The 15,218-nt window shown below is 57.8% G+C and carries 9 protein-coding genes; 6 read left to right on the forward strand and 3 right to left on the reverse strand.

The genetic code is table 11. The features are described from left to right. Nucleotides 1–51: 51 nt before the first annotated feature. The 3 genes from R3F50_01485 to R3F50_01495 all read right to left on the reverse strand — a co-directional run bounded on the left by R3F50_01485 (nucleotide 52) and on the right by R3F50_01495 (nucleotide 5,547). Nucleotides 52–2,559, reverse strand: a complete 2,508-nt coding sequence (locus R3F50_01485) for a TonB-dependent receptor (GenBank protein ID MEZ5488973.1) — start codon at nucleotides 2,557–2,559, stop codon at nucleotides 52–54. A 174-nt stretch (nucleotides 2,560–2,733) separates the two neighbouring features. After that, nucleotides 2,734–5,046 (reverse strand): DUF1631 family protein, encoded by a 2,313-nt coding sequence (locus tag R3F50_01490; GenBank protein ID MEZ5488974.1) that lies wholly within the window; start codon nucleotides 5,044–5,046, stop codon nucleotides 2,734–2,736. A 375-nt stretch (nucleotides 5,047–5,421) separates the two neighbouring features. Beyond that, nucleotides 5,422–5,547 (reverse strand): hypothetical protein, encoded by a 126-nt coding sequence (locus tag R3F50_01495; protein MEZ5488975.1) that lies wholly within the window; start codon nucleotides 5,545–5,547, stop codon nucleotides 5,422–5,424. Here R3F50_01495 and R3F50_01500 point away from each other — a divergent pair. The 6 genes from R3F50_01500 to R3F50_01525 all read left to right on the forward strand — a co-directional run bounded on the left by R3F50_01500 (nucleotide 5,547) and on the right by R3F50_01525 (nucleotide 15,007). Next, on the forward strand, nucleotides 5,547–5,903 hold the full coding sequence (locus R3F50_01500; protein ID MEZ5488976.1) for a hypothetical protein: 357 nt from the start codon (nucleotides 5,547–5,549) through the stop codon (nucleotides 5,901–5,903). The genes R3F50_01495 and R3F50_01500 overlap by 1 nt on opposite strands. Further along, complete coding sequence (locus R3F50_01505) at nucleotides 5,900–7,318, forward strand: sodium:solute symporter family protein (protein MEZ5488977.1); 1,419 nt, start codon at nucleotides 5,900–5,902, stop codon at nucleotides 7,316–7,318. Before R3F50_01500 ends, R3F50_01505 begins: the two co-directional genes overlap by 4 nt. A 139-nt stretch (nucleotides 7,319–7,457) precedes the next feature. Further along, entirely contained in the window at nucleotides 7,458–8,528 is a 1,071-nt protein-coding gene (locus R3F50_01510; GenBank protein ID MEZ5488978.1) for an aspartate carbamoyltransferase, read from the forward strand. Between the two features lie 117 nt (nucleotides 8,529–8,645). Then, entirely contained in the window at nucleotides 8,646–10,655 is a 2,010-nt protein-coding gene (gene asnB, locus R3F50_01515) for an asparagine synthase (glutamine-hydrolyzing) (GenBank protein ID MEZ5488979.1), read from the forward strand. A gap of 61 nt (nucleotides 10,656–10,716) precedes the next feature. After that, nucleotides 10,717–11,955: a Zn-dependent hydrolase gene (locus R3F50_01520; GenBank protein MEZ5488980.1), complete on the forward strand. Its 1,239-nt coding sequence runs from the start codon at nucleotides 10,717–10,719 to the stop codon at nucleotides 11,953–11,955. Between the two features lie 379 nt (nucleotides 11,956–12,334). Further along, nucleotides 12,335–15,007, forward strand: coding sequence for a DUF2339 domain-containing protein (locus tag R3F50_01525; protein ID MEZ5488981.1), 2,673 nt, complete (start codon nucleotides 12,335–12,337; stop codon nucleotides 15,005–15,007). Nucleotides 15,008–15,218: the final 211 nt, after the last annotated feature.

Raw genomic sequence — 15,218 nt, forward strand, 5'->3', positions numbered from 1 at the left:
GACTGCCATTGATACAGGTCAATCTCGGCAACGTAACAGGCTGCCTTGCGGTCAGAATCTTATGCGAACACCAACCCAGCCCGCGCGCGGGGCCCCGGCACCTAGAAATACCGGGCTGTCGTCGGTGAGAAAATCAAGTACCTCGCCCGGGTCTTCGCCAAGCAGGCCAAAACTCTCGTATTCGGAGTCAAACAGGTTGGTCACCCGGGCAAACAGACTGACCGTGTCATTGATGGCGTACAACGCGCGCAGGTTCACCACTGAGAAGCTGCCCACCTCATCAAGCTGGTTGGATTCATCACCCCGCAGGTACTGGCTGCCATTGAAAATGGCTTCGGCGCCCAATACCAGGCCGTTTCCCCAGTGGTAGCTGCCACCGAGCTTGGCCTGGTGATTCGGTATGCCGGGAATCCGATCACCCGCCTCCACACTGATATTTCCGTCGGCATCCGCGAAGTCGTGGTTGGGGCTCAAGACCAGAAAATCATCGTCAAAGGTAGCGTCGACATAGCTGTAAGTGGCGAACCAGTCCAGCGCCCCGACGGTGCCGGACAGTGCTGATTCCACACCTAGTCGGCGGGTTCTGTCCACATTGGCAAACAGGCCTGTGGCCCGGCCGGTGGACTGGAAAATAATATCGTCGTGGTTGACTGCGTGAAACACGCCGATCGTGTAATTCAGATCGTCGGAGCGAAGCCGGAATCCCGCTTCCAGGTTCTTAGTCACCACATCGTCCAGGGGCGGATCCGCCAGAAACGCATTGGGCAGGCGACACTCGAACTCCACGTCGTCAGGGTCACCTCCCTGTTCTTCAACCCGCTGCTGTGCGGCGCTGAAAATGGCATCGTTACAGGACAGCTCTATGGGGGTCGGGACCCGGTTTGACTCGTTGTAGGCGACGAAGGCATTGAAGCCGGTGTCGATCTGCCAGGTCAATCCGATTGAGGGGTTGAAACGGGTGAAGCGATGATCGCCGTTCAACTCAGGCCGTTCACCGCTGCGGTCCCGCAGGGTGATTTCGCTGGCATTGAACCGGCCGGCAACGGTCAGGGTCAGCGCATCGGTCAAATCCAGCGAATCGATGAAGTAGAGCCCCCAGTTCTCTGTCCGGGTGTTGATGGATGTGGCTGCCTCATCGAAAAAGGCGCCGGTGCCAAGGCCGGCGGTGGATCGCGTCTGTGGGTCCAGACCGGCCAGTTCGGTAACCGAAACAAAGCGCGACTCACCGTTAAAATAGCTGTAGCCGGCCACCAGACGATTGGTGAACCCACCCAGGTCCTGGAGAAAAGTCAGCTGCCCCTCCAGGCCTTCGCTGGTCTGCCGGCGATTACTGATATTGTTGATAGCCTCGTCACTGAAAATGCCGCTGCCGCTGATACTGGAAGACACATCCTCCAATTCGAAATCGTCGGCAACAAGACCGGCCAGTGCAGCCTGATCAGCGATGAACTGTTCCAAGGTGTTGAAACTGGTAATGGAAGAGACACCGCCGTCACAGATCAGGTCGAGATCGATTCCCAGTTCGCTGGCCAGCAGGTCCTCGACGTCGTCGGCCTCCTCCAGTAATGCCTGCGCGCCGCCGGCAAATTCACACGACTCAAATTCTGAAGCGTCACCATTGAACGCGTCGGTATCGTTGTCGCGGCGATACACGGTGCCGGAAAACAACAGGCTTTCGTTAAAATAGTGACTGCCCTTGAGGCTGAGCATGGTCAGGTCGTTTTCGGTAATATCCGGCGCCGTGAAAATGGCTTCGCGGTCCAGTTTCAACAGACCGGCAGGAGCGGCCCCGTTGCCAGTCAGTTCACTGACGCCGCCCTGTAAAGCCAGGTCGAGCGCTGAGCGGTCTCCGTCGCGCCAGCTGAAACTGCCATACAGGTTGGTGGCCTCGGATGCCGACAGATCCCGCCAGCCGTCCTCCTCGAAATGGCTGAGATTGAGGTAGTAGCCCCAGACGCCGTTATTACCCCCGGTTTCGAGGCTGCCGACAGCCCGTCCCCAGGCACCGCTGGAAAGCTCCGCGCCGCTGCCACTGTAGTTGAATCCGTTCTTCATAGTGATATTGATGGCACCACCCAGGGCATTGAGGCCAAACACCGGGTTGGCTCCGCTGAGCAGAGTCAGGCTGGCAATTGCGGATTCGGGCAACATATCCCAGTTCACCGCATCACCAAGGGGTTCATTCACCCTGACACCGTCCTGGTAAACGGCCACCCCCTGTGGCAGGCCCAACAACGGTGATGCGGTAAATCCACGGTACTGTAGATCGGGTTGCAGGGGATTATTCTGGGCCGCGTTCAAAGTGACACTGGCCTGATTGCTGTTCAGATGATCGGTCAGGTCCAGGCTGAGGGAATTCTGCAGGTCATCAGCACCGATGGTCTGGGCATTGAACGGCAGCTTATTGAGATCCTGCCCCAGACCAGCAACCGGTGTCACGCCTATAACAACGATTTCCTCGACGTCCTGCGCTGACAGGCCGGTTGGCAGAGTGACGCCAAACGCGCCCAGCAGCGACACTTTTAACCAGCAAACAGATCTGTTTTTATTGTGCGACATAGAGACCACCGCTCTTAAAAAGCGACTGAGTATACCGGGTTTGAACGGGGCAGCGTAGAGCGGGTTGCGGCCATTGGCAGTGCCAGGCGCTCAGCTCAACGGATAGGAAAATTCAGGCAGATTGCCGACGGGCCTGTCTGGCGGCCGGAACATGGCGAAAACTGGTCGGGGGCCCTATCGGCGACGTTCACGCAGCCGCGCCACGACGCCTTCCAGTCCCCGCTCAAACAGCGGCCATTCGCTGACTATCCCGGCCGTGCCTTCCTCGAGCTCCAGGGCCAGTCCCTGGCGGGTTTTTTCCACCACCTTGACACCTTTGCTGTTTACGAAGACCAGTCGCCCCATGGACTGAAATCTGGCTGCCAAAGTGCAATAGAGCGCCTGATCGCCCTCCATGTGAAAACGTAACCAGCTGCCCACCGGCAATTTATCAACCTGAGAGAGGTACTTGCCGGAAACGGACTCAGATAGCGGGGCGGTCTGATTTCGAGAGATCTCCGTGCGGGGTTGAACTTCCGGGCCCGACCTGAGATCCACCTCCACCGAAGGGTCGCGGTTTACCGACCCCAGCCGGCCGGCTATCAGCCCTGAGTGCTGTTCTGCACAGGGCGAAAGTGCCGCGCGAAAGCTGGCCACTTGAACCTCCTGCAGGCTGTCCAGCAGGACGTCGCAGGCAGAACCCTGCAGACCGCTGTTCAACAGCGCCTTGCGAAGATTCGGCAGCAGCATGGGATTGAGACGCTGAAAACGCTGGTAGTCGCCTTCTTTCTTGTCGGACTTTACTGTCCACAGCAGCAGGTCCAGTATCTTTATCACCAGTATCCAGCTGTAACTGCCCTGGCCATCCCGCAGTACCACATCCACCAGAAACTGGTGATAGTGCGTATTGACCAGTTCGTCCAGAATCGGCGGCAGTGGCTCACTCACCCGCTCCTGAATTTTCTGGCGCACATAGCGGTTGATTTCTGCAATGCGTCTCTGACACTCCCGGGCACCTGGATTCGCGGTCAGGGCAGCTTGTCTGACAGCTTCCCTGTTGGCCCGCTTGAACTGCTCCAGCTCAAGCAGCAGTTCCTCCAACAACTGATTTCCGCCATCGTATTCCATAACCAGTCTGATCAGCAGATCTTCCAGCTTGTTATAAACGGGATCTTCGCGAAGCTCATCCAGCTCCAGCCCACAGACCCCGGCGCTGGCCACCTCGTTCAGCAGCAACCTGGCCGGGTGATTAGCCTGTCTGAACAGGCTGTCATCGTGCAGCGCCACTTTCATCATCACTACCTGGGTAGCGAGGATCAGTTCCTTGATGGGAGCCACCAGGGAGACATCACGACAGAGTGTTTCATACAGCAGGCTTATTATCAGCAGTGTGTCGAAGGTTGCACCGTCAATAGCATTGACCGTACCCGCAACCGATGACTCGAATAACTGAGCACTCAACAACGTAGCAAACTGGCGGTGATCGATCCTGGCCTCTCCCTGCCGATTAATCTGGGCGATTATCTCGGCCTGAACCTGATCCAGCAGTTCCAGCAGCCGCGAGCGGGAAATCAGCAGCACATCGCGTCCCGCAACCTCCATATCACGATGAGCCCTTAGCGGAAGCAGGCCCAGTTCACCGAACAGACTGCCGGTAAACTGTCGCTCTGTCAGCACTGCAACAGGAACCACCACCTCCGGGGCGAAGGTGTCCCCGGAAAAACTGTCGCTGTGGGCTGAATCGGCAGGGCTGGCGTCACCATGCAACAGGCCTCGTATCAGCGCCACCAGGTTCGCAGCCGAACTGGTGGGCCGTGCCTGGGCCTGAGACCGGGACAGCGGAAACGCCCGATCCAGCGGACTGTTGTCGGGGCGTGCGCTACTGCGTCGTTCCAATTGCGCCTCTCGACTTCGGCCATCAATCACCAGCTCCGGCAACAGGCCGTTGGCGATGCAGACCTCATTGGCTCTGGCGAGGGGTTCGTGCAGATTGCGAAGAACAGCACTGTTAAAGTGCCGATACACAGGCAGCGTGAACTGACGATCAATTTCCAAAGGTGCCAGGGCATCGATAAAGGCCTGGGCTATCCTGTCGGGATCAAGCGGACTGTTGGTTTCATCGACGCTCAGGGCCGGTAACAGTTCATCGAGTCGGGTGTTGAAATTTATCAGCAGTTTGATGCAGGTATTTCGCGCATAGTTGATCATGCCCTCCATCGCATTCGCTGCCTCGAGAAACTGTTCATCAACCAGGCTCAGACCGGGATAGTCGCCGAGCACAATCTTCCGGGGTTCATCACCAGCCAACCTTTCAAAGCTGTAAGCAAAATATCTGCAGAACCGCTCACAGACCTGCGGCTTCGCCGTCAGCAGGGTAGCGGCTGCCACGCCGCCGGCTTCGGACCCGGCCAGGGACCTGGCGGCCTCGTCAATTGCCGACTGCAGCATGGGCGCAAGTATCGCCTCTGTCTGCTGCCTGATCTGCTGTAATACGGTTGCCTGATTCATCGCTGCACTTCAATAATCTAATCTCACGCAATCTAGCAGCTCTCAGTGCCAAGACAACGAGACATTGGCCGTTATGCCGAGTACTTAACAAAATATTTCCTGCCAGTGTGCTCAGAGCAGCAGTTTACATGCTACGGCCTGAGGTAAGGCACGCGAAGACCATCTCCCCTGGCGCAAAGTTTCTGAATTTCCATTAACAAAGCACAACAATACCCTGCCTCCGGATGCGCCAGGACTCTCTGTTTAACAAGAGGTTCCCTGGCGCGGTTTAGATAATTTCCTGGCTGTGTTATTATCACTGCCGAATTCTAGTTAGGTAATTTGTTTTGGGCCTCGGCGAGACTCCGAACGTGAATTACCTGTCAGTCTGCGCTTTCAGAAGTCGACAGGGTTCACTTCAGGATTCATACCTGCCAGAGAAACGCAGTTGTCGGCTCCTGCATCCGATTTATTTTTACCTGCTGCTTCTATTCTCTCCTTTCCTGCAAGCCGCTCCTTCATTGAGCAGTGGCCTTTCGGTCAGCACCGAGGGTTACTTCGTGCTGAGCTGGGAGACTCCCGAGCCGGCGCTTGCGTTGACACTGCATCAATCCAGCACACCGGATTTCAGCGCCGGGCTTGAGGAGTGGTCGGTAACAGGGGCATCACAGTTCACCCAGAGCGGCCTGGTCAACGGGAACTACTATTTCCGCCTCAGCGACAGCACAGGCTTCAGTAACACCGTCCACGTGCAGGTCGTTCACCATTCCCTGCTCCGGGCCAGCCTGTTCTTTTCTCTCGGTGCGACGCTGTTCGGCATTCTGGTAGCGACCCTGCTTCTGGGCCAGCGTGGTCTGCGGGAGGAAACACCGCAATGAATCCGGTACTCTCACCCTCGCTCGCCTTTGTCATCCTGGTAGTTTTTGGCTTTATCTGGGTGGGTTTCGGATACTGGCTGGGGCGCAAGAACAAGACCCTCAGCGACTTCATGCTGGCCGGCAGGAACGTGGGGCTGGCCCTGGCGACTGCGACAGCCATGGCCACGTGGGTCACCAGCAACACCACCATGACAGCACCGCAGCTGACTTATCAGTTGGGTGTCTGGGGCATGGTGGGGTACTCACTGGGCGCGGTGGGGCTGGTGCTGTTCGCGCCGTTGGCCACCCGCATCAAGGCACTGCTGCCCCAGGGCTACACTTCCGGTGATTTCATTCGGCTACGTTACGGCAACCTGGCGTGGCGGATTTTCCTGGTTATCTCCTTCTGTTATGCCTTTGGCTGGCTGGTCAGCCTGGGCATGGCCGGTGGCATCCTGGTTAACGCATTGAGTGGCATTGACTACCGCGTGGGCATGACAGCGATCCTCGTTGTCTGTGTTGGATACACGCTGCTGGGTGGCCTGCGGGCGGTAATCGCAACGGATTTCATTCAAACGCTTATTATTGTGGTTGGAGTAACCGTCGTCGCCTGGCTGGTCATCGACAACATCGGCATCGAACCCCTGTACAGCGCGGTGCAGGAACGTCGCCCGATGCTGCTCAATCTGCTGTTTCCCGCCTCGATCATGTTCCTGTTCAATAACCTGCTGTTCGGCGTCGGTGAGATCTTCCATTCCAACGTCTGGTGGTCAAGAGCCTTTGCCTTCGGAGAAGGAATCGGCGGCAAAGCCTATCTGATCGCAGGCATCATGTGGCTGCCTATTCCCATCGTTGCCGGCTTTATCGCGCTGGCCGCTCCGGCCATGGGGTTGACCGTCCCGGCCGCCGACATGGTCGGTCCTTTGGTAGCCGGTGAAATCATGGGCGCCACCGGCGGCATACTGGTCTTTGTTGTGATTTTTTCCGCGCTTGCCTCCAGCCTTGACTCGCTGCTTGCCGCCACAGCCGACCTGCTCACCCAGGATATCTATCGGGGCCACATCAACCCGGGCGCCACAGACGATCAATGTAAAATCGCCGGCAAGTGGATCATCGTCGGCCTGGGAGTTTTTACCTGGCTAATGTGCTTCCCAAGAATCACCACCCTGGCATCACTGCTCTACTTTACCGGGGCTTTCGTAGCCAGCGCCATATGGCCTATTGTTTTCGGGCTGTATTTCCGCCGCACCAGTTCGCTGGGCGCCAGTCTGGGCATGGTCGCTGGCAGCGGCCTGGGCCTGCTGGCTTATTTCACTATCGGCTTTTACGTTGCCGCCCTGGTTTCCTGCGCCATTTCTCTGATCACTATCGTTATCTGTTCGGCTGTTGATAGTCAGGAATTCGATTTCAAATCACTGGAAAGCAGCCGGCATTAGGACTTCTGATGACTACAGCAATGTTTCTTATTTCACCCACCGCCTTCAGTCTGCTCATACTGGTTGCACTGACCGCAGCCTCCGTGACCCCACTGATTATGATCGGCCTTTTGATTCAAGATAAGAGGAATCGCAAGCTATGGTAGGAGTGCCGGATGTAACTTTCAAGCGTAATGCTCCTGACACCTACGGCAGCGCGCACCCCAAGGAGCTGCTGCGGCAGATTACGGAGGATGTCGATTACCTGCTGCCACTGGCTAATCAGCACATTATCTCTGCGGATCAGTTCAAGAAGGAAACCCTGCTGCAGCTGTTTCGACTGGCGGCCAAGTACGAGGCCAATCCCAGTCGCTTCAGCACCCCTCTGCAGGGAAAGATACTGATCAGCGCATTCTACGAACCCAGCACCCGCACCAGGCTGTCATTCGAAAGCGCCTGGCATCGGCTGGGCGGCGATATCATGTCTATAACGGACAGGGCCACTACCGGAATTGCCAAAGGCGAGTCCCTCGCGGATGTGGGAGAAATGTTCAACAACTACGGCGATTGCGTAGTCCTGCGGGATAACAACAAAGACTCGCCGTACGATATGATGGAGAGTCTGCGGATCCCGATCATCAATGCCGGCAATGGCATGGACGAGCACCCCACCCAGGCGCTGTCGGATATTTACACCATCTTCAAGTGGCGACCGTCTCTGGTGAAGCGCCGCGGAACTGAAAAGAACAGACTGAAAGTGGGGATCATCGGTGTTCCGGACAAGATGCGGACCGTACGCAGCCTGTTGAAGCTGATGATTAAATTTCCAGAAATCTTCAATGACATCACGCTGATACATGATGGCTCGACCAAAGACATCTACGGCCCCCGGCTTTCAGAACAGATCAGGGAAGCCGGCGTGACTGTTCGCGAGACTCAAGACCTGGATGCCGTAGTTCATGAGCTGGATATCATCTACATCAACGCCATAGCCTGGATCAAAGACAGCTACGAGTCCTACGGCACCTCGTTCAAACTCGACTCCACCACGAAATTGAAAAACTCGGCGATTGTCATGCACCCGCTCGCCCGGGGAGAAGAATTGAGCACCGACCTGGATGAAACCCACCACAACTGGTATTTCGCCCAGGCACGGGGTGCAGTGTTCCTGCGCATGGCGCTACTGACCTGCCTGGTACAGCGCACCGAACGGGTCATGGACGTGGTTTAGACCGCCAACCGGCTGCTGGATTAACGCGCGGCGGCTGCGCGCAATAGATTCACCCAATCAAAGTATGCTCTTTTGGGTTTACTCACCTTTTAAACCAACAGGAGAAATAACCGACTCATGTGTGGAATCGCGGGTATTTTACATGCCGACTCAGGAACCAGTCCGGACCCTCAGCTATTGGTCAATATGGCCGCCATCCAGCAGCACCGCGGGCCAGACGGTTTTGGCTATAAGACGTTGGACAACCACGGCGTCGGTTTCAGCCACGCCAGGCTATCTATCATCGATCTGGACGAGAGTCGTGGCAAACAGCCCTTTGTCAGTCAGGACGGCAACCTGCTGCTGGCCCACAACGGAGAGTTTTACGATTATCAGCGCATCAGGGCGCGGCTGACCGCCGACGAAGCCCGCTTTCAGACCAAGAGTGACTCGGAAATCATCCTGCATCTTTACCCGCGCCTTGGCATGGAGAAAACCCTCGAACAGTTGCGCGGGGAATTCGCTTTCTCCCTGTACGATCGTGAGAACCAAACCCTGCACCTGGTGCGGGACAGATTCGGCATCAAGCCACTGTACTGGACCCAGGTCAACGGTAAGCTCATCTTCGGTTCTGAACTGAAAGTTCTTTTTTCACATCCTGAGGTTAATCGGGAATTCACTCCCGAAGGGCTTTATCACCAGCTCATGCAGACCATGGTGCCCGGCACCACGGCGTTTAAAAACATCCACCAGGTAAAGCCCGGGCACATCGTCACCATTACCCGTAAGGACGGCCAGCTTCACGTCGCGGACAAGAAATACTGGGACCTGGATTTCCCCCGGGAAGCTGACCGAGCGCCCATGCAGGAAGAGCAGGCTGTGGAACTGGTACGGGAGGAATTACTCAACGCGGTGGCCCTGCGCCTGGAAGCCGACGTGCCGGTGGGCAGCTACCTGTCCGGGGGCATCGACTCCTGCGCCATTATCGGCCTGGCCTCCGCCTGCCGCCAGGGCCCGGTCAAGGCCTTCACCATCGGTTTCGACAACAAGGACTATGACGAGAGTCCTATTGCCCGTCAGATGGCCGAGCGCTGCGGCGCTGACCAGGACATCATGATGTTGTCAGGTAACGAACTCTATGGTCATTTCGAAGAGACTATCTGGCACACCGAGCGAAGCATCTACAACACGCTGGCAGTGGCGAAGTTCCTCATGAGCCGGCATGTCAACGAGAACAACTACAAGGTAGTGATGACCGGCGAAGGGTCGGATGAGTTGTTCGGGGGCTACCCGGCATTTCGCCGTGACATGTTCCTGCACGGTCTCGACAGCCTCGACGAAAAAGAAAAGCAGCATTGGCACAGCCTGCTGGACGAGAGCAATGCGCTGTTCAGCGGCGCCATGCTGGCCCGCGAGCAGGTGGACGACCCGGATCTGCATTTCAAGGTAGGATTTACACCCTCCTGCCTGCAGCCCTGGCTGGCGTGCGGAGAACTGGTCCCCGCCCTGCTGAATAAGGACATGCGGGAAACCCTCAAGGATTACAGACCCGGTGCGGCGATCGCGGAAACTCTCGACACCGAGCAACTGAAAGGTCGTCACGCGCTGGACAAGGCTCAGTATGTCTGGTGCAAGACCATGCTGGAAGGCCAGATTCTGACCTGGGGCGGAGATCGCGTCGACATGGCCAACTCCATGGAAGCGAGACCAGCCTTTCTCGATCACCACCTGGCGAAGATGGCTGTCAGCCTGCCGCCCGAACTGCGCATCAAAGGCCGCACAGAGAAGTATGTGTTGCGGGAAGCGATGAAGGGTATCCTGCCCGAGGTATTGTACAAGCGGGAGAAATTTGCCTTCATGGCACCGCCGGCCCATACCGACCAGGTCAAATGGCAACAGATGAAGAACCTCTCAACCCGGCTCTTGAGCGACGAGGCGATCGATCGTTCTGGATTACTCTGTGCAGACGGGGTAAGGGCACTGTTTAGTCGTCATGAAGACAAGGCCACCGTGGCAGCGGAGCAGGTGCAGATCGATGCTGTCATCAATCACATGCTGTGCGTACAGATCATGCATGAGAAGTTCATCGAGCAGGATATTCCGGCCCTTGCCGCCCGACGGGCCAGACAGTTGAATTGGGCGGCCTGAGGAAATTCCCGGTTTAAGAACTTTCATTCCATCGCGTGAGGCTTGGTACAGACTGATGACACTGAAAATAAATCTGGAACGGGTTCAGAATGATCTCTATGCTCTGGCGCGAATCGGCTACAACCCGGAAGACCAGGGCATCTACCGACAGGGTTTCAGCCAGGCTGACATGGAGGCCCGTGACTGGCTCAGCAAACGGATGAGCGAACTGGACCTCGAGCCCCACATGGATGGCGCCGGCAACGTCATTGGCCGACTGGGAGACAAAAGCAAGAAAGCCCTGTTGATAGGCTCGCACCTGGATTCAGTGCCCGCAGGCGGCATGTTTGACGGCGTACTTGGCGTGATTGCAGGGCTCGAGTGCATTCGGGTCCTGCAGGAGAACCAGATCCCGTTGAAACACGCCGTGGAGGTCGTGGCAACCAGCGAGGAAGAGGGCCGCTTCGGCGGCATGCTGGGCTCCCAGGCACTGACCGGCCAGCTGACGCTGGACTGGCTGGAGCGGGCTCAGGACGCTTCCGGAGAATCCCTGCGGGAAGCCATGGCCAAATGCCAGCTGCGCTACCACCATGCCATGGAAGCAGCGCGGGATCCCAAAACCCTGGTGGGCTTCCTGGAGCTGCACATCGAACAGGGCCCGGTGCTGGAAAAAGCCCGCCAGGACATCGGCGTGGTAGAGGGCATCTCCGGCGTTTTCAAATGGCTGATCAAGTTCAAGGGCAAGGCCGATCACGCCGGCACCGCGCCTATGGACCTGCGCAGCGACGCCTTTATGGGCGTCGCGGATTTTGCCCATGAAATTTCCCGCATAATCGACGAAGAAGGCACTGATAAAACCCGCCTGACTATCGGCCGCGTCGAACTGAAACCCGGCTACGCACACACTGTTCCGGGCGAGGCGGAATTCACCCTGGTAGGCAGGGATATGTCGGAGACAGTCATGACGGAACTGGCGAACAGCTGTCGCAAGGTACTTTCCTCCATTGCCCGGCGGCACAGACTGATGTTCGAGTACGACCAGATGAGCTGGCTGGAACCCAAGCACTGCGACCCCGGTATGATTGACCTGTTGAAGCGCCACGCCGAGAAGCTGGAATACGATACTATCGTCATGCCCAGCGGCGCAGGACACGACGCCCAGTTTTTTACCGACATCATCCCGACCGGACTACTTTTCATACCGAGTGTCGGCGGAGTCAGCCACGCACCGGACGAGTGGAGCCACTGGCATGACGTGGAAAAAGGCTGCAACGTGCTGCTTGCTGCAACACTGGAGCTTGTCGCCGAAGGTTACGGCTAGAGAACCCAGGCGGCAAAAAAATAGCCGCATAACATAAATAGACGCCCTGTGTGCAGATTCTTGTGCTCAGGTTAAAAACACCGTAGAGCAGACCTGAAACCTCTTTACGGGATCAGGGAGCCTCTGCGCAATTAATCAGAGGCTCCTTCGGACTGCCCGGCCCCTCTCAAAGTCCAACTTTTCCATTAATGACTTGCGAAACACAACAACTTTCGCGAAGCTTGCCGGATACTGCGGCGCAGCTAAGCTGACAGCGCGGCCAAAATTACGGTAGCTGCCGCTCCCAGGACCGCGCCAGAAAACATAACAACACGGCTACTCCGAGCAGACGAACACCGGCGCCATGGTTCTCCACTGGCAGCCGCTTTCGAGGTGTCTCATGACCCTGTTTGCCATTCTTCTCACTTTATTTCTGCTGGCCGGCTCGGTGCTGGGCTGGGTTGCGTTCCTCAAGATCAGAACCCTGACCGGGCAGCTGGATCTATTGCACAGTACCCTCCGATCGGTCGCCAATCGACTCGACGAACTCGACCCGGATTCCAGCGCCCATTCAATCGGGCTGCCCGATGACTTTGCAAAAATTCCCGGGGCACGCCGGTCCCAATCGCCGGCCAGCGCCCCGTCGAAACAGAATGAAACCGTGAACACCGCCGCACGTGCCAGAGACGCAGAGCTGTGGAGCGGCGTACGCAAGGCCGGACTCGCAGCCGGGTCGGCAGCCAAACGTGAGACCTCCCGACCGCCCCTAAACCCGTTTGGCTGGCTTGCATCAGTCAAAGACCAGTGGATGATCTGGCTGGGGGGCCTGTCGGTCTCCCTGGCGGGCATATTCCTGGTGCGCTATTCCATCGAGCAGGGGCTTCTGGGCCCGGCGGCCCGGGTTACGGTCGGCATCCTGGCCGGCCTGGCACTGCACGGGCTGGCCGAATGGCTGCGACGCCATAACAAAGGACACTACAACGCTTTTGCCGCCCTGGCCGGTGGCGCCAGTATCACCCTGTATGCAGCCCTGCTTGCCGCCCTGCTGCTTTACGGGTTACTGCCACCCTTACTGGTATTCGGCTTACTGGCCCTGATTTCGCTGCTCACCCTGTCACTGGCCCTGGTCCACGGGCCGGTGCTGGCCATTCTGGGGATACTGGGCGCCTATATCGTACCCCTGCTGGTGGATACCGGCAGTGACAGTATCCTGGGCCTTTATCTTTACAGCCTGATCATCACCGCGGCGGCCATTTTCCTGATGCGGCGGGTCTACCGACCGTGGCTGTGGCTGGGCATGCTGACGGGCTCTCTGGGCTGGTGGTGCCTGTCGTTAACAACAGGCGACGCGGAGGGATTCCGCGGCTACTACCTCGCCGCCCTCACCTACCTGTTTCTGGCTTTGCCTGAGGGCGACTGGGCGCTGCAGAAAAACCCGCAGCCCGGTACAAGCAGGAGTCCGGCCGACGGGCTCCTGCTGCGCTCCGTCGCACTGCTGGTCCTCGCATTTGGAATCAGCATTCAATTTGAGAGATCTGTAGCTGATTCGCTTTTTTACTGGACCCCCCTGGTGGTTATTCTGCTCCTCGCCGGTGGCAGTCGCCCCGCCCTGCAATGGGTTCCCGTTGGCGCTCTGGCGATCCAGTTGCTGGCCTGGTTCGGACGCGGCCTGGAGCCTGGCAACGGCTGGCAGCTTGCCGGATTGCATGACGCAGACCAGGCCAGCTTCCTGGTCTACGCCGGCTGGATGACGGCGCTGCATGTCGCGCTGGGCGGCTACAACTACCTGAGAAGCCGTCATGCCCTGTGGGTCGCCATGATAGTTCTGGCTCCCCTGGCCTGGTTGTCCCTGAGCTACCTGCTGGTGACCGATCTGTCGCAATCGGTGTACTGGGGAGCCCTGGCAGTACTGCTGGGGATGGGCTACCTGGGACTGGCATTCTGGAGGCTCCACCGCTCAGCGGAAAGGGCCGATTCCGACCAGCCACGGGACAGCGCGATAAACGTGTGGCTGATACTGGGCGGTCACTTCGGCTACGCGCTGGCGGTAGCCATAGTACTGCGAGAAGCAAGCCTGACCCTGGCCCTGGCAACGCAGCTGATTTCACTGACCTGGCTGATGGGCAGATTCCAGCTTCCAGCGCTGGGGCTGCTGGTTAAAGCGGTACTGGGCCTGGTGGTGGTCAGACTTACCCTCAATCCCTGGCTCCTCAGCTATTCCAACGAGGTTCACTGGTCCCTGTGGACGTACGGTGGATCGACGCTGCTGGCCGGCCTTGCCTGCCGCCTTGCCAGCGGCGAACCGGCGCTGCGCAAATGGCTGGAGGCAGCCACCCTGCATCTGCTGGTGCTCACCCTCTGGGCCGAGACCCGCTACTGGCTCTACGAGGGCAATGTTTATGCCCTGCGTTTTGAACTGACAGAATTCGCCATCAATACCGCAGCCTGGTCGAGCCTGGCCCTGGTTTACTATCGTCGCCACCTGACAGGCCAACTGCTTGCCGGCTGGTACCTGCTGGCGTCCAGGCTGCTTCTCTGCCTGTCGATTTTCAGCTATGCGCTGGTTCTGTTCCCGCTCAATCCTGCCTGGGGTGGCGAGCAGGTTGGCAGCACGCCGATCTTCAACCTGCTGCTGCTGGCATTCGGCTACCCGGTACTGGTCAGCATCCTGCTGTTTCGTTTTTATGATCCACGCCTCAAGCGCCATTTCGCCTACGCCGGCTGCCTGACCGGATTCATCTTCGTGAACCTGGAAATCCGCCATCTGTGGCAGGAGTCGATCAATCTCAACCTGCCGACCGGCAACGGCGAACTGTATACCTACACCATCGTCTGGCTGTTGTTCTCCATCCTGGTATTGCTCGCGGGGTCACTGCGTTATGGCAGAACCGTCTATCAGGGCGGCATGGCACTTTTACTGCTGGTGGTGGCGAAAATTTTTCTGGTGGACATGGCGGACCTGGAAGGCCTGCTGCGGGTAACCACGTTCATGGGGCTCGGGCTCAGCCTGCTTGGCCTTGCCTACCTGTACCAACGCTTCAATCTTACTCCGGGAGCAAGTGATCCGGAGTAGGGCAGGAGACCTCTGGTTAAGCAGCCTCTGATTAAGTACCACGACGCTCTGCGGGAGCCTGTCAGGCGCTACTGCGCGGCGTCGTGTGCAGGGAAGGGTTACTCCCTTGCCAGGCATGACAACGCCGCGGTGATGCCTTCAGACGATCGCTGGCATGGCGAATTGACGCGGGCGGTTTCAGATTGTCCTGTTTGGGCGTATGATGTTTCTA

The sequence above is a fragment of the Gammaproteobacteria bacterium genome (assembly GCA_041395725.1).
Lineage (GTDB): Bacteria > Pseudomonadota > Gammaproteobacteria > Pseudomonadales > Pseudohongiellaceae > NORP240.

Bases quoted from the DNA above. Each gene is read 5' to 3' on its own strand.
- R3F50_01510 (MEZ5488978.1), top strand. From the start codon at position 7,458: ATGGTAGGAGTGCCGGATGTAACTTTCAAGCGTAATGCTCCTGACACC.
- R3F50_01485 (MEZ5488973.1), bottom strand. From the start codon at position 2,559: ATGTCGCACAATAAAAACAGATCTGTTTGCTGGTTAAAAGTGTCGCTG.
- R3F50_01505 (MEZ5488977.1), top strand. From the start codon at position 5,900: ATGAATCCGGTACTCTCACCCTCGCTCGCCTTTGTCATCCTGGTAGTT.
- R3F50_01525 (MEZ5488981.1), top strand. From the start codon at position 12,335: ATGACCCTGTTTGCCATTCTTCTCACTTTATTTCTGCTGGCCGGCTCG.
- asnB (MEZ5488979.1), top strand. From the start codon at position 8,646: ATGTGTGGAATCGCGGGTATTTTACATGCCGACTCAGGAACCAGTCCG.
- R3F50_01490 (MEZ5488974.1), bottom strand. From the start codon at position 5,046: ATGAATCAGGCAACCGTATTACAGCAGATCAGGCAGCAGACAGAGGCG.
- R3F50_01495 (MEZ5488975.1), bottom strand. From the start codon at position 5,547: ATGAAGGAGCGGCTTGCAGGAAAGGAGAGAATAGAAGCAGCAGGTAAA.